Annotated in this window: 16 protein-coding genes; 6 read left to right on the top strand and 10 right to left on the bottom strand. The window is 46.7% G+C overall.

The features are described 5' to 3' along the window. Nucleotides 1–26: 26 nt before the first annotated feature. The 9 genes from ppa to purN all read right to left on the bottom strand — a co-directional run bounded on the left by ppa (nucleotide 27) and on the right by purN (nucleotide 10,682). A complete protein-coding gene (gene ppa / locus Q335_RS0106805) occupies nucleotides 27–554 on the bottom strand; it encodes an inorganic diphosphatase (RefSeq protein ID WP_028357975.1) in 528 nt (175 codons plus the stop codon). Beyond that, nucleotides 551–1,960 (bottom strand): heme biosynthesis protein HemY, encoded by a 1,410-nt coding sequence (locus Q335_RS0106800; RefSeq protein ID WP_028357974.1) that lies wholly within the window; start codon nucleotides 1,958–1,960, stop codon nucleotides 551–553. Before Q335_RS0106800 ends, ppa begins: the two co-directional genes overlap by 4 nt. Further along, entirely contained in the window at nucleotides 1,961–4,102 is a 2,142-nt protein-coding gene (locus tag Q335_RS0106795) for a uroporphyrinogen-III C-methyltransferase (RefSeq protein ID WP_028357973.1), read from the bottom strand. A gap of 136 nt (nucleotides 4,103–4,238) precedes the next feature. Then, the gene (locus Q335_RS0106790) at nucleotides 4,239–5,027 is read right to left on the bottom strand and encodes an NUDIX hydrolase (protein WP_169733506.1); all 789 of its coding nucleotides are present in this window, start codon (nucleotides 5,025–5,027) and stop codon (nucleotides 4,239–4,241) included. Nucleotides 5,028–5,175: 148 nt separating this feature from the next. Next, nucleotides 5,176–5,547: a 50S ribosomal protein L19 gene (gene rplS, locus Q335_RS0106785; protein ID WP_028357971.1), complete on the bottom strand. Its 372-nt coding sequence runs from the start codon at nucleotides 5,545–5,547 to the stop codon at nucleotides 5,176–5,178. A gap of 136 nt (nucleotides 5,548–5,683) precedes the next feature. After that, entirely contained in the window at nucleotides 5,684–5,926 is a 243-nt protein-coding gene (locus Q335_RS0106780) for a hypothetical protein (protein WP_028357970.1), read from the bottom strand. Between the two features lie 16 nt (nucleotides 5,927–5,942). Next, complete coding sequence (locus Q335_RS0106775; protein WP_028357969.1) at nucleotides 5,943–8,195, bottom strand: UvrD-helicase domain-containing protein; 2,253 nt, start codon at nucleotides 8,193–8,195, stop codon at nucleotides 5,943–5,945. A 359-nt stretch (nucleotides 8,196–8,554) separates the two neighbouring features. After that, nucleotides 8,555–9,871 carry an RsmB/NOP family class I SAM-dependent RNA methyltransferase gene (locus Q335_RS09630; protein ID WP_051532377.1) on the bottom strand — a complete coding sequence of 439 codons (1,317 nt, stop codon included), beginning with the start codon at nucleotides 9,869–9,871 and terminating at the stop codon, nucleotides 8,555–8,557. A gap of 130 nt (nucleotides 9,872–10,001) precedes the next feature. Then, the gene (gene purN, locus Q335_RS09625; protein ID WP_038369624.1) at nucleotides 10,002–10,682 is read right to left on the bottom strand and encodes a phosphoribosylglycinamide formyltransferase; all 681 of its coding nucleotides are present in this window, start codon (nucleotides 10,680–10,682) and stop codon (nucleotides 10,002–10,004) included. A gap of 444 nt (nucleotides 10,683–11,126) precedes the next feature. On the opposite strand from purN, the gene Q335_RS0106760 reads away from it, so the two are divergent. The 6 genes from Q335_RS0106760 to dut are packed head-to-tail and all read left to right on the top strand — an operon-like array spanning nucleotide 11,127 to nucleotide 17,852. Then, nucleotides 11,127–12,101: a bifunctional riboflavin kinase/FAD synthetase gene (locus Q335_RS0106760; RefSeq protein ID WP_425393518.1), complete on the top strand. Its 975-nt coding sequence runs from the start codon at nucleotides 11,127–11,129 to the stop codon at nucleotides 12,099–12,101. Then, nucleotides 12,091–14,961, top strand: a complete 2,871-nt coding sequence (gene ileS / locus Q335_RS0106755) for an isoleucine--tRNA ligase (RefSeq protein ID WP_028357967.1) — start codon at nucleotides 12,091–12,093, stop codon at nucleotides 14,959–14,961. Before Q335_RS0106760 ends, ileS begins: the two co-directional genes overlap by 11 nt. Then, nucleotides 14,954–15,499, top strand: coding sequence for a signal peptidase II (lspA, locus tag Q335_RS0106750; protein WP_051532376.1), 546 nt, complete (start codon nucleotides 14,954–14,956; stop codon nucleotides 15,497–15,499). The genes ileS and lspA overlap by 8 nt, the downstream gene beginning before the upstream one ends. Continuing rightward, nucleotides 15,492–16,703: a bifunctional phosphopantothenoylcysteine decarboxylase/phosphopantothenate--cysteine ligase CoaBC gene (gene coaBC, locus Q335_RS0106745; RefSeq protein WP_028357965.1), complete on the top strand. Its 1,212-nt coding sequence runs from the start codon at nucleotides 15,492–15,494 to the stop codon at nucleotides 16,701–16,703. The genes lspA and coaBC overlap by 8 nt, the downstream gene beginning before the upstream one ends. 7 nt (nucleotides 16,704–16,710) lie before the next feature. Next, a complete protein-coding gene (locus tag Q335_RS0106740; RefSeq protein WP_028357964.1) occupies nucleotides 16,711–17,370 on the top strand; it encodes a DedA family protein in 660 nt (219 codons plus the stop codon). Between the two features lie 35 nt (nucleotides 17,371–17,405). Further along, nucleotides 17,406–17,852, top strand: a complete 447-nt coding sequence (dut, locus tag Q335_RS0106735) for a dUTP diphosphatase (RefSeq protein WP_028357963.1) — start codon at nucleotides 17,406–17,408, stop codon at nucleotides 17,850–17,852. A gap of 78 nt (nucleotides 17,853–17,930) precedes the next feature. Here dut and tenA read toward each other — a convergent pair whose 3' ends face one another. Beyond that, nucleotides 17,931–18,602: a thiaminase II gene (tenA, locus tag Q335_RS0106730; protein WP_028357962.1), complete on the bottom strand. Its 672-nt coding sequence runs from the start codon at nucleotides 18,600–18,602 to the stop codon at nucleotides 17,931–17,933. Nucleotides 18,603–19,037: the final 435 nt, after the last annotated feature.

The raw sequence follows: 19,037 nt of genomic DNA, 5'->3' as shown, positions 1-19,037 counted from the left end.
CTAAGCGCTTACACTATGCAGTTTGCTTATTTAGAGAAGCGTTCCACACTGGCATTGATTTCTTTTTTGGCAGCTTCTGGACCTTCCCAACCAGTGACTTTAACCCACTTACCTTGCTCTAGGTCTTTATAGTGCTCAAAGAAATGCTTGATTTGTTCAAGCTCAAGTTCAGGTAAATCGTCAATTGATTTAATGTTTTTGTAAACTGGGAAAAGCTTGTCAACAGGCACGGCAAGTAATTTAGCATCCTTACCCGCTTCATCTTCCATATTCAGTACACCAATTGTGCGGCATTTGATCACACTACCGACTACTACCGGGAACGGTGTTTTTACCAAAACGTCAACTGGATCGCCATCTTCAGATAGTGTTTGTGGAATATAACCATAGTTATATGGATAATGCATTGCCGCCGTCATAAAACGATCAACAAATACCGCTCCGCTTTCTTTGTCGATTTCGTATTTGACAGGCGCTGCGTTGGCAGGAATTTCAATAACAACGTTGAATTCTTCAGGTAATTTAGAACCTGCTGGGACATTTTTTAAGCTCATTTATCTTCCTTTTGCTTACTAGTTTGGTTGTCTTCTATTTCTAGACCTGGAATGGGCGCACTATCAAAGTATTCGTCATCGGCATCCTGATAAACCACTGTGCTAGAGTTACCCTTAGGCTTAACGGTTTTAACAGGGGTTTGCATAGATTCAGCACCACCAGGAAAATCTTTAAGATCATCGGGTTCAGCTGGCAAAGGCAACTGCATATCGGGCACATTAAAGACCTGGCCAGAACTTTGGCGCCAGTGCAATTGCGCTTTTTTCTCTTCGCCAATTTTGTCATAAAGTGCCCCTAATAAGGCGTGGGTATGACTGGACGGCTCAAGCGCCAGGCTTTTTTCGAGATAGCTTTGCGCTTGCCCCCAGAGTTTGGAGAGCATGCACAAATAGGCGGCTGCATTCAGTAACTGTGGATTATTGCGCTCGATACTGAGCCATTTTTGGGCTTTTTCGAGGCGATGCTTAGTTTGACTCTCTGGGCAATGTTCAGCATACGCCGTGAGTAAGCGCGGATCCTTATGCTCTTTGAGCGCAGCCTCTAAGATTTTGGACTCTTGAGCGTAATCTTGTTTGTGATGGTAACGCTGTGCGGCCGCCAAGGCGACAGGTGCAGCTGTTTGCTCTTGTGATTTGAGACTTAGGAACAAAGACTCCCATAATTGGTCTTCTGGATCTGCAATGATTTGCGCCGCGGACTGCTCAATCAATTGCTCAGCCTCAAGCTTGTCCATTTTTTTCTTCTTGAGAAGATAACGCGCCAATTTAATGACTTCACGTAACTGCCCAGCTTGTTTATGAGCGCGCAGTTTGAGTTTGAGGATATTAAGCTGATTAGGGTTGTCGGCGTTGAGCTTCTCTAGGAGCGGCAAGGCCTCACGGCCACGACCATCTTCGACCAACATTTCGGCCTTGACAGTCAGACCCGCATCATACAGTTGTGGTGTCTCTAGGCTTTGGGCGATGGCATCATCAACTAGCTTATCTCTATCCTCGGTATTGCCATTAACATGGGCCATTTTGGCTTGCGCTAGCATCGCCACGGTTTGGCGGCTTTTACTGTTGGACGTAGACTGTAATTTTTTGAGGTCTTTTTCGGCTAAGGCATGTCGCCCTTCTAACCATACCACCCAACCCTGTTCGAACAAGTCCAACTCTTTGTGGACACGTCGTTTGTGGCGCCAACTACGGAAGTTATCAGGGGTATTGGTAATGCCTTTGTAGAGGCGAATCAAAAAGTATAAGACAGCAAATGCCAACACCAACAAAATAACTGCCGCTAACAGTGACATGGTGCGACGTTCGTCACCCGTGACAATGCTGACATAGCCATTACTCTGTTTGAGATAGACTGCCATCAGTACTGCCACGAACAATAAAATAACCAGTTTTATGAGTGATTTCATTTATTGCTCCTGTGCTTGTTGACCAGACTGCAATTGATGCAAGGTTTCTTCGAGCGCGGCATGCGATTGTTTGAGTTTAGGTAGATTACCTTTGACATTTTGTTGGGCTAACTGCTTGATGCGCTCAAGTACTTTTTGAGCCTCTGGCTGCTCACTATCGTAATAACGCTCAATGCCTTGTGCCACTTGTTGGAGGGCATCTTGCCAGATTTCTTGTTGCTGACTTAATAAGGCCTGAGTCGCAAAATTCAATTGCATTTGCAAGTTTTTGCGAGCTAGACCCGCTTGATCTGCAGTTAATAGACCAAGTTTAGGGTCATTAAGTTTTTCAACGCGGATAAAGCCATTGAGATCACCTGAGACAGCGCTGTAGGCACTATTGCCCCAGCCCTCGACTGTCCGCCATGTTTTTTTGTACCAAGGGGCTTGTGGGTCAGCCGCGGCCTCAGGCGCTTGCGCCTCTTGATTAGCCTGCGCCTGCTGTTGTTGAGCTTGCTGCTCAGCTATGTCTTGATCATGTTTTTGCCAAGCCGCTTGCTCTTTGTCCTTGAGTTGAGAGACGGTATCTGGCGTTTTAAGGGGCGCAGACTCTAAGAAGTCAGCGATTTGCTGCGCTTGCTTATAGAGCTCAGAGGTAGCCCCTGATTGGCTTGATTTGAGCGTGACAATATCGGCGCTGATGGCATCTTGTAGGGCAGCAAAAAGACGACTATGTGTGGTACTGACGGCCGCTTTGGCTTGTTCAAGAATATTGACGGCATTAGCCACATTGCCATTGATTTGTAATTCGTTATCCGCAAATTGCAAATAGCGCTTAACATCATTCAGTACAAAGCTGTCTTCACGCGAGCGTTGACTGTTTTTGACCTGAGCGCTCAGTGCCTGCACTTGTTGACGCAGTTCTTGGAGCTCTTTTTCGGTATCTTGGGAAGGCGTGCCCGAAACGTTCGAATCTGCAGTCGCTTGCTGAGTTTCCTGAGTCTCACCTTCGACAGCGCTCTGAGAACGCTCATCGGAGGCTTCTGAAGCCTCTGGGTCATCAGACTCAGTAGTATCCTCGGTCGATGCAGCCGTCGCCGTATCTGGATTGTTCTCGTCCGCCTCAGAAGCATTATTATCGGTATTTTCTGTGGCGCTATTAGGGTCTGTGCTCTCGGCCTCTGTAGCCTCAGATGTGTTGTCTGACGTGCTGGCTGCATTATCATCAGCGGCAGCGGGTTGGCTAGCTGGGTCGGCATTATCAGGATGGTTAGACTCGGAGTTATCGGCGGCTGACGTGGTGCTTTCTGATTGTGATTGACCGGTCAAGCCCTTAGCCCAATGACTAATATCATCTGCATAATAGTAACCAGCACCTGCCAAGCCTAAGACCACGACCAAAGCAGCAATCCATGCGGCACTACTGCCGCCACTTTTGGATTTGTGATTAGATTTGTTGGGTGGCGGCGTCTGACCACTCTTAGGTGCGTTCGCGCTGGCTTTGTTTTCGGCATTGATTTTGGCCTGAGTATCCGCCTTGGCGGTATTGACACTGGCCGTTTTGGAAGCGACTTTGGAGGCGCTTTTAGCAGCAGCGTTAGGCGCTGATTTAGCGGCGGCGTTAGATGCTGACTTAGCGGCGGCACTAGGTGGCACCGCACTTGCGCTCTTAGAGACATTACTCGTCGGGCTCGGCGCGCTGGGTGCATTGCTGGACTTAGCGGCGCTTGCAACGCTGCTAGCACTCGCTGACTTAGCGGCGGCAGCGGCTGGCGCACTAGTGCCAGGCTTAGGCGCTGGTGGGTTGACACGGTTTGAGCTGGAACTGCTAGCACTGCTTGAACTAGCGCTACTAGCAGATGGCTTGACCGTTGCACTGCTCGGTTGTGCACTACTACTTACAGTGCCAGACGTACTCGCTGATTTAGCAGGACTCGCTGGGTTGGACGGTATGCTTGGCTTAGGTGTTTGACTTTTTTGGATATCGGCACCTTTGCCTGCGGCTGTTTTGGAGACAGCAGAAGAGCTGGCTGATGGATTAGCCGCTGGCGCAGTCGCTTGAGTGCTATCTGCTCTTGAGGATTGGCTAGATTGGTTTGGCGTTTTTGCAGCAACATTAGATTTGGCTGGGTTAGGAGTGCCATCGGCGTGCTTATCATCCATATGCTGTTCCCTTTGTACTTGAATTGAATTAAGCGTACATTCTAGCATGGCTATTATTTTGTAACAGACGCATGCATGTACTCATATCCAATTATTGTAGATGATTTAAGCCGAATTTGCCTATAAAGTTAGCGTGCTAAGGCGCATTATGAATTTGCTGTTGGGCCATGCCTTGGCGCAACCGTTGATAGAGATTGCGCAAAATGGCCGCTGTAGCCCCCCAGATTAAAAAGCGGTTACCCTCCGCATCTTGCCACTCAATTCCATAATAATGTTGAATTAATTTGGGTCCCAATTCAGTGCTGTAATAACGGTGGTTGTTGGGATCCAAAATATAATCTAAGGGCACGAGAATTGTCTTTTCGACTTCATTGGGGTCAATGGTATAGGCTTGGGTAGGTTTAATATAAGCAATATAGGGTTTGATGACAAAGCCCGTGCCTGTCAAAAACTCCGGCATTTGGCCGAAAATTTCGATGTTTTCTTTGGCGACGCCAACTTCTTCGTAGGTTTCTCGAATGGCAGCTTCCTGATTACTCAAATCAGTACTCTCGACACGCCCACCCGGAAAGCTAATTTGACCACTATGGTTTTTCAGACGTTTGGAGCGCAGAGTTAGCAGTACCTCTGTTTGCCCTTGGGCGTTGATGACTAAAGGAATAAGCACGGCGGCTTGAATGTAACGACCCAAATTACCACTATGACGCTTGTCATAATTCCACTGCCTAACATTGACATCTTCGTGCCAAATAAAGCCAGCATTGAATATTTGATCGATTAAATCGCGATTAAAATCTTGGCTATGTAACGCTGGTAATAGGCTCGAACTGCCATCTGGATGTTGTAAGGTATTGGCGACAACCCAGGGTTGAGTGCTGGGATCAAATTGCACCGATTTGGGGCTGGTGGGAGGTTTCGTATTCAAGCGATTGGCATCCATAAGCGTGTATATTAACCTGTTTGTTTCGATTATAACGGCTTTACTGAATCACTGAAGTCATGCACCCACACAAACAAAAAAAGCATTGGGTCAGCACCCAATGCTTTTTGGATCTGGAATTAAAAGCAGGTATTTATACGGCTTTACGTACCAATTTTTCTTTGATGCGAGCGGCTTTACCAGAGCGGTTACGCAAGTAGTAAAGTTTAGCGCGACGCACATCACCACGACGTTTAACTTCGATAGAAGCAATTTGTGGTGAATACAATGGGAAGGTACGCTCGATCGCTTCACCAGAAGAGATTTTGCGAACAATAAAAGATGAGTTTAAACCACGGTTACGTTTAGCGATAACCACGCCTTCGTAGGCTTGTAAACGTTGGCGATTACCCTCGACCACTTTTACGTTAACGATCACTGTATCGCCTGGGTTAAATTCGGTAGGTTTGTTGCCACCAGTAAGGCGGTCAATTTCTTCCTGTTCTAGTTGTTGAATTAAATTCATTTGAACTCCACACTCATCATACGTAACGAAACACTCCATGTAGCTATGCTCACATGTATCAAGCACCCAACTTGATAATTACCAGAGGATGAATAAGCTCACTATATTAGCTTATAAATCCTTATAAGTCAATAGCTTAATAGGCATAAACACCTGTTTGTTTAGACTGGTTTGAGCGGCTAGGTAACTTAGCGTTAGAGGAACGATGGCTACGTCGCTCTTGGATGCCGTAACCCGCATCCACTGTACCGTAGACTTGGATGCCTGAGTGCTGATCAATCGATTTATCTGAACCTCGCGGGGCACAAGCACTCAATAAACATACAGCACCTAAGCCCAATAGGAGTGCAGCGCTTTTACAACAAAAGTTAGCGTTCATAGACAAGCCACGCAATTTATAAAATCTCCAATTTAGCAATACTCAAGGATATGTTTTTTTCACCAACTTGCGTAAAAAAGATTCTGGCAAAAACATCTGCCGCTTGGTGAGAAATCTGCATAATCACTCCCTGACCGAAATGACTATGTCTGACGGTCTGCCCAACCTTAAAGAATTGACCGTTAACCTCCACGCCAGAACTTGCATGACTACGACTGGCTGACGTTGTTGACCGGGAAGACGACGCTGAAAATTTACTAAAGAAATCATCACTATTCATGCCCTGACGACCGCTGTGACCCGTGTATTTGGGTGTCAGCCATTGCAGTGATGACTCAGGTAACTCTTCAAAAAACATAGAAGCTTTACTATAGCGTGATTGCCCATACAACATACGGCAATGAGCCCAGCTCATATATAACTGCTTGCGCGCTCGGGTAATCGCCACATACATCAGGCGTCGCTCTTCGTCTAAGGCTTTAGGATCTTCGACCGAGAGACTATGAGGGAACAAGCCTTGCTCGAGGCCCACCAAAAACACCACATCAAACTCCAGGCCTTTAGCGGCATGGATAGTCATCAGTTGAATGGCATCCTCATGAGCTTCGGCTTGATTGTCACCGGATTCTAATGACGCATGTGATAAAAACTCAAGCAAAGCATTGCTTTGTTCGGGCTCTTGTTCGGCATCAATTTGATAGGCAATGTTTTCTAGGGCTTTAGCTTGACCAAAGCCTTCTTCATTTTGGAAAACCATACCCGCATTGATCAGCTCCTGTAAGTTATCGAGGCGCTCTTGCCCCTCTCTTTGCGATTGATAATAATGCTTAAGACCACTGACCTCTATGGCGTGCGCAATCAATTCATTGAGTGGCAGTTCCTGGGCGGCGTCACGGATCTCTTTAATGATTTTTAAAAAAGGCGCCAGTTTATTTTTGACGGCATTTTCACTATCGGCAATCGCGGCGGCGAGACTCGATTGTTTGTGTTCGGCGAGCGTTTGCAAGTTCTCTAAGGTGCGCGTACCAATTCCTCGCGCCGGAAAATTGACGACGCGCATAAATGAACTATTATCGTTAATATCGGCCGCTAGTCGCAAATAGGCCATGGCATGTTTGATTTCTTGACGTTCATAAAAGCGCGTACCGCCATAAATCTTATAAGGAATACCTTGCTTGGAGATGACATGCTCTAGGGCACGAGACTGTGCATTACTGCGATACAAAATCGCTATCTCACGACGTGGTAGAGCCTGCTCCACTATCCAGCGTTGGATTTCAGCGACCACGGTTTTGGCCTCGTCTTGCTCGTCTTCGAGTTCAAAGATTCGAATCGGCTCGCCCTCACCTTGTGCCGTCCACAGATCCTTACCCAATCGCGTACTATTGTTTTTGATTAAGTGATTGGCACTATTAAGAATATGCGCGGTCGAACGGTAGTTTTGTTCAAGGCGAATCACTTGCCCTTTGGCATAATTACGCTCAAAGGCAATCATATTACCGACATTCGCGCCCCTAAAAGCATAAATCGATTGATCGTCATCACCAACGGCAAAAATACTATTTTGGGTTCCTGCTAATAATTGCAACCACTTGAATTGCATATCATTGGTGTCTTGGAATTCATCTATCAAAATATGTTTAAAACGCTCTTGATAGTGCTCGCGCAAAATATGGTTATTCTGGAGTAACTCATAACAACGTAACAGCAACTCCGGAAAATCCACCACGCCTTCATTAAGGCATTGCGCTTCATAATTGGCATAAAACTCAATCTCTTGCTGTTCATGCGCATTATGTGCCGTGAGCGCTTGCGCTCTTAGCCCCTGTTCTTTTTGGCGATTAATAAAATGCTGTAGCGATTTGGGCGCCATGCTCTCGTTGTTGAGATTCATGGCTTTGTGTAGGCGTTTAATGGCTGAGAGCTGATCAGTACTATCGAGAATTAAAAAGTTACGCGGCAGCCCCGCTTCTTGGGTATGTGCTCGCAACAGGCGATTGCAGAGCCCATGGAAAGTGCCCACCCACAGGCTGCGCGTATTAATCGGCAGCATGGCGGCTAAACGAGCTCGCATTTCTTTGGCGGCTTTATTGGTAAAGGTTACCGCTAATAATCCACTAGCCGGGCAGCGACGTGTTTGCATCAACCAGGCCATGCGACTGGTGAGTACTCGGGTTTTACCACTGCCGGCGCCTGCCAGCACCAAGGTATATTGCCAATCCGTGGTAACCGCTTGCAATTGTTGTGGATTTAAATTATCTAAGATCATACAAAAATTAAAGACAAAAACTATTAACGGTATATGTGGTTAAGATAAAGGCAAAAGAGCAATAATTAAAGACAAATAACGAAAAATAATCAAATAATACTGACGACAATCAAGTCTTGCAGGCTAACTATTTGGCTTCAAGTATCCTACGCTGAGATGTTGCACACTCGATTTTTAGGGTGCGCTTAAGAAGCAATTAAGAAACGCTCAAGCAACGTTTAAAGATCTTCATGCGCATGTTGGCTCTGCCAGTATTTAGTACTTCTCTGTGCTCTGAATTACATGCCTCTATTGCCCTCTTTTGCCATTAATGGCTTCTGCTGCGCGTGAAAGTGGCACAGACTCTGGCCAAGCATCGCCTATTTGCTACGTTCTAAGACCGCCGCAAAAAAGCCATCCGTACCGTGTACATCTGGGCGCAATTGTAAAAAGCCATTATTATCGCTTTGTAATGACGCGGCTCTATCGCCCAAGACATCACGAATATCCAAGATCGTAAAGTCGGGATGATTGGCTAAGAATGTCTTGATTTGTTCTTGATTCTCTTGCGCCAGCAAACTACACGTTGAATAAATCAAACGGCCACCCGGCATCACGCAACGGCTAGCACTTTGCAAAATACTCTGCTGTAGTTCAAGCAGCTGTTGTAGTTTTTCTGGGGTTTGGCGCCATTTTAGATCAGGGTTACGACGTAAGGTGCCAATACCAGAACAAGGGGCATCAACCAAGACCTTGTGCGCCTTACTGGCCAAACGTTTTACGCGGGTGTCGTTTTCATTTTTGATCAGCACTGGGGTGACATTTGAGAGACCACTGCGTGCCAACCGTGGTTTGGCTTTGGCGAGGCGTTTTTCGTCGACATCAAAAGCGTATAAGCGCCCTGTCGAGCGCATCATGGCGCCCAATAACAGGGTCTTACCACCCGCACCGGCACAGAAATCAATGACAAGTTCATTGCGTTTCGGTGCAGTCAACAAGCATAATAATTGACTGCCTTCATCCTGAACTTCAAGACTACCGTTTTTAAAAAGTGGCCATTGCTGCAGACCTGGATTAGTGGTCAAGCGAACGCCCCAAGGTGAAAACGGGGTGGCCTGAGCCTGCTGGTCATATAACTCTTGAATTTGTTGAAGCGCCTCGTCACGCGTCAAGCGCAAGGGATTAACACGTAAATCCAAGGTGGCTTTTTGATTGAGTTGCTGCATTAACGCATCGCTCTGCTCAATATCTTGTAAATATTCGGCTAACCAATCAGGTACGCTATAGCGCAGCGCCCACGGTAGACTTTGGATATCTTGGTGCGCAATATGTTGCAGCCATTCTTGTTCGTAAGGGCTCAACCCCTCAGTACTAAAGGCCTCGGCTTGACTGGCCTGCCAGCCTAAAATAGCCAAGCGACGATTTTGTGGACCCTGACCACTGCTCGCTAGATAACGATAAAGTTTAAGATGACGCAAGACATCAAATACGGCTTCGGCCACCTCGGCACGGTCACGACCGCCCAGTTTTTTGTGTTCACGAAACCATTTTGAAAGGACACTATCCGCCGCAAAACGAAATTTAAGAATTTGCTCGAGCACATCGCTAATTTGCTCAAGACGTAACGCCGTTTTAGAGCGCGGCTCTGGGTTCGCTTTATGCTGTTTTTTAGGAGCAGAAGAATGTTGTTTGGTCATATGACATCCAAATATAAATACGTTGAGAGCTAGGTAGAGGGTGCGTGTTTATCTGTCTAAGGATGGTATGCGGCGTTTATAGACTTAGGATAGCTTATGCGACGGATACTGTGCAGACACATACTGAACATTAACGCGCGGGTGTTGCTTTGCAAAGGTCAGGATGCATAAACAAAGTTTGCTCGGCTCTATGCCAATGCGTACGCCCCTCGATTAGACTACAACTGCCTTTTGCTAAATAATTAACCACGGCTGCGTACATCGTATGTTCGGTGGCTAGCACACGTTGCGCGAGAGTCGAGACAGTATCGTCGGTCTTAACTGGAACCACCGATTGGCAAATAATCGGCCCTGCATCGAGTTCGGCAGTGACATAATGAATGGTGGCCCCATGCACTTTGACGGCGCTTTGGATAGCACGTTCATGGGTGTTTAGCCCGGTGAAGGCCGGCAAAATGGAAGGATGAATATTAATTAATTTGCCGGCATAATGCGCCACAAATGCGGCACTTAAAATACGCATAAAGCCCGCTAACAACACATAATCGACCTCATACTTATCGATTAACTGCATTAGCGCGACATCGTATGCTTGGCGAGTGGCATAGTCTTTGTGCGATAACACGGCTGTCTCTAGCCCCTGCCCTTGGGCCCAATGCAACCCCGAAGCGTCGTGCTTGTTGGCAATGACTACCGTCGCTTGTAACTGAGGATTTTGTTGGCATTGCTGCACAATCGCCTGCATATTGGAACCACGACCAGAAATCAAAATAGCAAATTTAAGCGGCGAAGTAGAGTTGGCAAACGACATGGGAAAACTAAAAAGAGAGACAAATCACATTAATCTGTTAATTATAAAATAAGTCACGCGGTCGCTAGCCTATGTCTCGTAGCTTAGTCTTAAATTTATGTAAACCTTAGTGGCGAAATGCGCTGTAGAATGCCTAAAACGATTGAATACGTGGTTGAATACCGGGGTGAATACGTTTTAGTGAAATCGGTGCGCTATGGATGAGACTATGGGCACTATGGTGCTATGGGTAGCGAGATTGCAGCAACAGCAGAGCGAGACTTCAACTGCGTATAAACAGCCAATAAACAACCAATAAACAGCCAATAGATAGCCAATAGCTAGCGCATAGATAGCCAATAACCAACTCCCCTTTTGGCCACAATACCAAACCGAAAAGTTTAATCAAGCTTTTAAGGCAATTATCTATTATAATTGATAACTATTACTTTAAAAAAATTTTTTGTGGCTAGTTCTTGTCTACTTCCCTCTACTTATTTTTTGCCCAAGCCCAGTGCCGTGGCCTTTAGAGACGGCTGTGCGCTGACCATTGGCAATTTTGATGGCGTTCATATCGGTCATCAGGCTTTGCTCGCCCATCTCAAACGCATCGCTCCGAATTTGCCTACCTGTGCCATGACGTTTGAGCCACATCCGCGCGAATACTTTGCCAAACTCCACAAGCGACCAGAGTTTATTCCCACAAAAATCAGCACCTTACGCGATAAAGTCGAGCGCTTAAGACAAGCAGGTGTAGACTATGTAGTGCTGAGTCGTTTTAATCAACTAATGGCACAACTGAGCCCAGAGCAGTTTGTCCAAAAACTGCTTCTTGAGCGCCTTAATATCAAACACCTCATTGTTGGCAGAGACTTTCGTTTTGGCCATAAGCGTGAAGGCAATTTGGCTTATCTTCAAAAAGCCAGCCGTATTCATGGTTTTACGATTCATTGTCTTGAAGATATTCTGGACCAGCACAAGCAACGAGTCTCTAGCTCTGAGTTACGCAATGTCCTCGAACAAGGCAACTTGGCCCAAGCGAGTTATCTACTCGGACAACCGTATCGCATCACGGGACGGGTGATTCGTGGAAAGCAATTGGGACGGCGTATTCAAGTACCGACGATGAACATTAAGGTCATGCCGCACTGTGCGGTGCGTTCTGGTGTGTATGTAGTTCGCGTGATTGATGCTCAGCATCGTTGTTATGCGGCAGTCGCCAGTTTAGGGGTGCGCCCAACGGTCGAAGACAATGGCCAAGTATTACTTGAAGTGCATTTACTCGATGCCAGTATCAATGCTTATGGCCAGCTCATATGCACTGAGTTCCTGCAATTTCTCAGGGACGAAGAAAAATTTCCTTCTTTAAAAACTATGCAGATCGCGATTCAAAAAGACATTCGCGAAGCGCAACATTATTTTGATATTCATGGACTATAAAAATACTCTTAACCTACCTAGCACCGCGTTTCCTATGCGGGGCAACTTACCAAAACGTGAACCTAAATGGGTTGAGGAATGGCAAGAAAAAAAAGTTTATGAAGCCATCCGTCGTGCCAGTCAGGGTCGCCCTAAATTCATTTTGCATGATGGCCCTCCGTATGCCAACGGTAATATTCACATCGGGCACGCCGTTAATAAGATTCTCAAAGATATTATTCTTAAAAGCCGTAATATGGACGGTTTTGATGCTCCCTACATCCCAGGCTGGGATGGCCACGGCATGCCCATTGAAATTCAAATTGAAAAAAAATACGGCAAAAATTTACCCGCCCGTGAAGTCATGGCCAAAGCCCGCGCATACGCTAATGAGCAGCTTGAAAACCAACGCAAGGACTTCAAACGCCTGGGTGTTTTAGGTCAATGGGACGATCCTTACTTTACGATTAACCACAAAAATGAAGCCACGGAGATCCGCGCCCTCGCGGCCATTCTCGAAAAAGGCTATGTATTCCGTGGTCTCAAACCCGTGAACTGGTGTTTTGACTGTGGCTCTGCCTTAGCGGAAGCTGAGGTTGAATATGCCGATCGTAAAGATTCAGCTATCGATGTGGCGTTTCCATTTGCCGAAGCGGACAAAATCGCTCGGGCCTTTGGTCTAGAACAAGCCCCAAGTGGTGCTGTTGTGATTTGGACCACGACGCCATGGACGATTCCTTCTAACCAAGCACTTAATGTTCACCCAGAGGTCGAATATGTCTTGGTCAAACTAGAACAGCCTATCGCCAGTGGCGAACATTTATTACTGGCCAAAGACTTGTATCAAGGGCTTCTCGAAAAATGGGGGCTAAATGGTCAAGTTGTCGCTAGCTGTTTAGGTCAAGCGCTTGAGCATATTCGTTTTCATCACCCACTTTATCAAGCGGATGCAGGCTACGATCGTTTATCATCGATTTACTTAGCAGACTATGTCAGCGTTGATGCTGGTACGGGGATTGTGCACTCGGCGCCTGCCTATGGTGTAGATGACTTTATTGTTTGCCGTAAAAACGGCCTCGCCGATGCGGACATTATCAATCCTGTGATGGGTAACGGCCAATATGCCAGCAGCTTACCGTTATTTGGTGGCCTAAATATCTGGAAAGCCAATCCATTAATCGTCAAAGCGCTCGAAGAAGCAGGCAATTTACTGTCAGTCAGCCCGCTCAACCACAGTTATATGCATTGCTGGCGCCACAAAACGCCTGTCATTTATCGCGCGACCAGTCAATGGTTCGCGGGCATGGATAAAACCCCTAAAGATGGTGGCGAAACACTGCGTGAGACCGCCCTCAAAGGGATAGAAGCCACTAATTTCTACCCGGCTTGGGGACGCGCCCGCTTACACGCCATGATTGCCAATCGTCCCGACTGGACACTCTCTCGCCAACGCCAATGGGGCGTGCCGATGGCATTTTTTGTGCACAAAGAAACTGGCGAGTTGCATCCCAATACCGTCGAGTTGCTCCATAAAGTCGCGGATCTCGTCGAAAAAGACGGCATCGAAGCTTGGCAAGACCTTGAAGTTGCAGACTTATTAGGTGATGAAGCTGACCAGTACGAAAAAAACCGCGATACCTTAGACGTTTGGTTTGACTCTGGTACCACCCATATTCATGTCATGGGTGGCAAAGACGGTCAATTTGATGGTTCCCACGCGGCGCAATTGCGCTGGCCCGCTGATCTATATCTCGAGGGCTCTGACCAACACCGAGGTTGGTTCCACTCGTCTTTGTTGACCTCTTCGATGTTGTTTGGCCGTCCCCCTTACAATAGTCTCTTGACCCACGGTTTTGTGGTTGATGGTCAAGGGCGCAAGATGAGTAAGTCCGTGGGTAACGTCATCGCTCCACAACAAGTTTCCGATAGTCTAGGTGCCGAAATTATCCGTCTTTGGACGGCGGCGACCGATTATTCAGGCGAACTCTCCATTTCCGATCAAATTCTGAAACGCGTCGTTGAAAGCTATCGTCGCATTCGTAACACCTTGTGCTTTCTTTTGGGCAATCTCAACGATTTTGACGCTAGCAAAGACTTACTAGCTGTTGAGCAATGGACCGAAGTGGATCAATTTGCCTTAGTCTTTACTAAGGAACTACAAGACTATATCTTGCAACAATATCGCAAGTATGAATTCCATACAGCCGTTTCCCGACTCCAAATTTTCTGCTCAGAAGATTTAGGGGCGTTTTATTTGGATATTCTCAAAGATCGCTTATACACTACCGCAACCGATAGCCGTGCTCGTCGCTCAGCTCAAAGTGCTTTGTACTATATCACGATGACACTGCTCAAATTATTAGCGCCTATTCTCTCCTTTACGGCTGAAGAGGCCTGGGCACAACTGCGGGCGACGACTCTTAAACACCTTCCAGCGTTGCAAGACAATATCACTATCTTTAGTGAGCTCAATGAAGACTTGCCAACTGTAGAAAATGCCGAGCAATTAGCGCAAAAATGGCGCATTATCTTGCAAGTGCGTAGTCTACTCAACAAAAAACTTGAAGAAGCTCGCTCCGAAGGCGCCATCGGCTCATCGCTGCAAGCTGAAGTCGATATCTATGCTGAAGGCGAGGAATACGAGGCGCTCGATAGTCTAGGTGAAGATTTAGGTTTTGTCTTTATCGTGTCTAAGTGCACCTTGTACCAAGCGATTCCGGGTGAGGGTTTGAGTTTCCATATTGCATCGTCTGACAAACAAAAATGTGCGCGATGCTGGCATTATCGCGCAGATGTTGGTCAAGATCCTGAGCATCCAGAATTATGTGGCCGCTGCGTCAGTAATCTCTATGGTGAAGGTGAGGCACGCCGCCATGTCTAAGGCGACCTCGGTAGACGTAGCACCACCCGCCCGAGCCAACACGACTGAGCGCCGTATTGTGCCCTATTGGGGTTGGCTCCTGCTGGCGCTGGTCTTGATTGCAGCAGATCAACTGAGCAAGATGACGATTGAGCATTCTTTTGAGTATTTAGAGCGCCTCAATCTATTGCCGTTTTTCGACTTTATTTTGGTCTATAACCAAGGCGCGGCGTTTAGTTTTTTGTCGTCTGCGGCGGGTTGGCAACGCTGGTTCTTTTTGATTTTGGGCATCGGTGCCACCCTCATCATCCTGAAAATGTTGCGCAGTCATAAGCAGCAAAAGCTCATGTGCTTTGCCATGACCTTGATTATGGCTGGCGCTATAGGCAATGTCATTGATCGCATTGTGTATGGACATGTCATCGATTTTTTGTTGTTCTACTATAACGATTGGTATTTCCCTGCTTTTAATTTAGCGGATAGTTTTATCACTGTGGGCGCTGCGCTCTTGATTATCCAAGAAGTTTTTAAATCATTTAAAGGTGGCTCTCATGCATAAACCGCTAGCCAACAAACAGATCGTCCTAGGCATTACTGCAGGTATCGCCGCCTACAAAAGTGCAGAGTTTCTTCGACGCTTGCAGGATTTGGGAGCGACAGTACATGTCGCTATGACGCCCGCGGCCTGCCAGTTCATGACGCCTACGACGTTTCAGGCTTTATCAGGTCGTCCTGTGTTTACCGATACTATCGATACGCAGCTTCAAAATAGCATGGCGCATATTAACTTAAGTCGTCAGGCTGATGCGATTATCGTGGCACCAGCCAGTGCTGATTTTATGGCTAAACTCACCCATGGTTTAGCCGACGATATTTTGTCGACCTTATGTTTAGCCCGTAACTGCCCGCTCATCATTGCTCCGGCGATGAATCGAGAGATGTGGGCCAATGCCGCCACACAGCGCAATGTCAAACAGTTGCAGGCCGATGGAGTACACCTCTGGGGACCTGGTTATGGCTCCCAAGCTTGCGGCGAAATTGGTAGTGGTCGTATGCTCGAACCCGCTCAATTACTCGCCGAGAGTCTGGCCTTTTTTACTCCTAAAATCATGCAAGGATTACGTGTGCTGGTAACCGCTGGTCCCACCGAAGAAGCCATTGACCCGGTTCGCGTCATTAGTAATAAATCGTCAGGCAAAACGGGTTATGCGATCGCTCAAGCTGCACAACGGGCGGGTGCCCAAGTGCAATTAGTCTCAGGCCCGACAGCCCTAGCTCAACCTTATGGCGTGGACTTTACAGCGGTGACCAGTGCTCGAGATATGTATGCAGCCGTCATGCAACGAGCGCCTCAAGCCGATATCTTTATTAGTGTGGCTGCCGTTGCCGACTGGTACATCAAAAACGCCAGTGATCAAAAAATCAAAAAACATGTGGTCAATCAATTACCGCAACTCGATTTTGCCGAAAATCCTGATATTCTTGCGCAAGTAGCCAGCCTCGACCATGGCCCTTGGTGTGTCGGCTTTGCGGCCGAAACTGAAGGCTTAACGGAGTATGCGCAAGCCAAACGCAAACGCAAAAATATCGATTTATTAGTGGGTAACTTGGTCCAAAAAGTCTTGGGTCAAAATCAAACCGAGCTGATTTTGTATAGCGATGCTGGCGCCGAGCACCTTGCCAAAGGTGATAAGCAAGAGGTTGCACCATTATTGATCAACAAGATCATGCAATACTATCCTGGTCGAACTCAAGAAAAATAGGACAACCGTGAGTCACTATACCCAACTGATCATGGAGTTTATCCAAGAGCAGCAAATGTGGGCCGGCCCCATCATGGGCGTAGCGGCGTTTGCCGAATCACTGTTCATTGTTGGCTTATTCGTGCCTGCCACCGTTTTGTTAACGGCCTCAGGGGCACTCATTGCCACCGGCGTATTAGATCCCTGGTCTTTAGTGATTTGTGGCGTGATCGGGGCCATCTTAGGCGATGCGGTCTCATATATGTTGGGGCTTCGTTATGGACCCCGTCTACTCAAAAATCCCTATCTCAAAAAGCATCATAATCTAGTGTTGCGATGCCGTTTGTTATTCGAAAAATACGGAATCTGGGCGATTTTTGCAGGCCGTTTTATGGGACCTTTCCGCGGTTTTATGCCAGCCATTGCGGGGATTTTCGAATTTGCCAAATTCCCCTTTATGATGGCGACCATAGCCTCGGCTTGCCTGTGGTTACCCCTGTGGTTAGCGATCGGTTACTTTGGCGGTCGTATCACAGAAAAGATTACCCATCTCAGCGGCACAGAACTAGCCGTCGCTATTGCCCTCATTATTTTGCTGATTGTCGTTATTTTAAGTATTGCACTGTATTGGCGTGCACGCCGCAAAAAACAACAACACCATCGCCATCATCATCATCATCATCACTAAGCGCTGCTTTTAGTTTTTCCAAAAAAGGATCTCTCATGCAAGTCGACTTAAAAATTTTAGACCCTCGCATTCAAGAATTTATGCCAAGTTATGGCTCAGCAGGCGCTGCGGGTTTAGACCTTAGAGCCTGCCTTGAAGAGGCTATTACCCTTGAGCCTAATCAGAGCTATCTCATGCCAACGGGTATTGCCATCCACCTGGCAGATGCAAATTATGCTGCCATGATTTTGCCGCGCTCAGGCCTAGGACATAAACATGGTATTGTGCTTGGGAATCTGGTCGGTCTCATCGATTCCGATTACCAGGGTCAACTCATGGTTTCGGTTTGGAATCGCAGCCGCGAGCCCTATAGAATTGAAGCCATGGAACGTATTGCACAAATGGTGATTGTGCCTGTTGTGCAAGCGCAATTTAATATTGTTGAAGAATTTCCCGCCAGTGCCCGCGGTGAAGGAGGTTTTGGTAGCACGGGAAAACACTAAAAAAGAACAATATCTAACGCCAAAAGCGAGCCTTAATCGTGCTCGCTTTTTTTGTGCATCTCTCCCGACTTGGCGGGTTTATTTAGTCATGTCAGGCCAAGTCCGTTCATGGTAAGCGGAATCCCAAAACAACCATTCAAGTTCAGCGGCACGCTTATAAGCTTGATGCATTTTTTGGCGAGTTAAATCGTCCGCTTGCTCGGCCACTCTGTCAATCGTTGCCAAGACTTTGCGGACAGCCTCTTGAAACTCCTCACCTGCATACGTATCAATCCATTTTTGGTAAGGATTATCCTTGACGCTTTGCGCCAAGATCGCGTTACCCACCTCGGCATAAATCCAAAAGCACGGCAAAATTGCCGCGAGCGTGACCGCATAGGGTTGGCTCCAAGCGCATGCTTGTAAAAATAAGGTGTAATGATCGCAAGCTTGAGTCAGCGGCGTTTCTGTAAAGGATTGCTTAGTAATTCCAAAATCCTGCATAAAGCCATCGTGTAAACTGCGTTCAACCACAATGGCTTCTTGAGCCGCGTTTGTAAATTGGATCACATCTTCGGGTAAATCGGCCTTGGCGCCCGTAATCGCCAACGCCCGAGCATAAGCGAGCAAATAATGAGCATCTTGAATCACATAATGTTTGAATGCGGATAACTTCAGCGTGCCCTGCGCTAATGCTTGATTAAAAGGATGTTGCACCGTGGCCTCAAATAAAGGCAGATTCGCCTGCCATAATTCTTTTGTAAACGACATTACCCCTCCAAAATAAAGATTTGTAAAGTGCTTTCATTATAACTAAGGATGCTTAGTCGCTATAAATACTCGCCCTCAGCAAGCTTGCTTTAGTCTGATCTGAGGTCACAGAATCGCCGTTCATTAAGGTCGCGCCATCCTTTATAATCGCTGATGAACTGTCTGAAAGTGACGACAGGAGAAAAAACACGACAAAAAATTGTAAATTTTCCAAAAAAAAGCAGTCGGAATACTTGCATTATTATGCAATCAAATATATAATTTAATACTTACTGCATGATGTGTATTACCGTTATGCGTTTGTCTAGTCAGCTTATGTCTGAATAGATCATGGGTTTATGACATAGAATGATATATGGTCATTAATTACATGGCTTATATAGATAGTCATTCATAAATTACCCATAACATAGTACACACATAATAGTACACAGT

Source organism: Brackiella oedipodis DSM 13743 (assembly GCF_000621025.1).
Lineage (GTDB): Bacteria > Pseudomonadota > Gammaproteobacteria > Burkholderiales > Burkholderiaceae_B > Oligella > Oligella oedipodis.
The sequence above is the reverse complement of the archived record's forward strand: the minus strand, read 5'-3'. Positions and strand labels throughout refer to the sequence as shown.

Coding starts and splice junctions, on each gene's coding strand:
- ppa (WP_028357975.1), bottom strand. CDS start 554: ATGAGCTTAAAAAATGTCCCAGCAGGTTCTAAATTACCTGAAGAATTC.
- Q335_RS0106800 (WP_028357974.1), bottom strand. CDS start 1,960: ATGAAATCACTCATAAAACTGGTTATTTTATTGTTCGTGGCAGTACTG.
- Q335_RS0106795 (WP_028357973.1), bottom strand. CDS start 4,102: ATGGATGATAAGCACGCCGATGGCACTCCTAACCCAGCCAAATCTAAT.
- rplS (WP_028357971.1), bottom strand. CDS start 5,547: ATGAATTTAATTCAACAACTAGAACAGGAAGAAATTGACCGCCTTACT.
- Q335_RS0106780 (WP_028357970.1), bottom strand. CDS start 5,926: ATGAACGCTAACTTTTGTTGTAAAAGCGCTGCACTCCTATTGGGCTTA.
- Q335_RS0106775 (WP_028357969.1), bottom strand. CDS start 8,195: ATGATCTTAGATAATTTAAATCCACAACAATTGCAAGCGGTTACCACG.
- Q335_RS09630 (WP_051532377.1), bottom strand. CDS start 9,871: ATGACCAAACAACATTCTTCTGCTCCTAAAAAACAGCATAAAGCGAAC.
- purN (WP_038369624.1), bottom strand. CDS start 10,682: ATGTCGTTTGCCAACTCTACTTCGCCGCTTAAATTTGCTATTTTGATT.
- ileS (WP_028357967.1), top strand. CDS start 12,091: ATGGACTATAAAAATACTCTTAACCTACCTAGCACCGCGTTTCCTATG.
- lspA (WP_051532376.1), top strand. CDS start 14,954: ATGTCTAAGGCGACCTCGGTAGACGTAGCACCACCCGCCCGAGCCAAC.
- coaBC (WP_028357965.1), top strand. CDS start 15,492: ATGCATAAACCGCTAGCCAACAAACAGATCGTCCTAGGCATTACTGCA.
- dut (WP_028357963.1), top strand. CDS start 17,406: ATGCAAGTCGACTTAAAAATTTTAGACCCTCGCATTCAAGAATTTATG.
- tenA (WP_028357962.1), bottom strand. CDS start 18,602: ATGTCGTTTACAAAAGAATTATGGCAGGCGAATCTGCCTTTATTTGAG.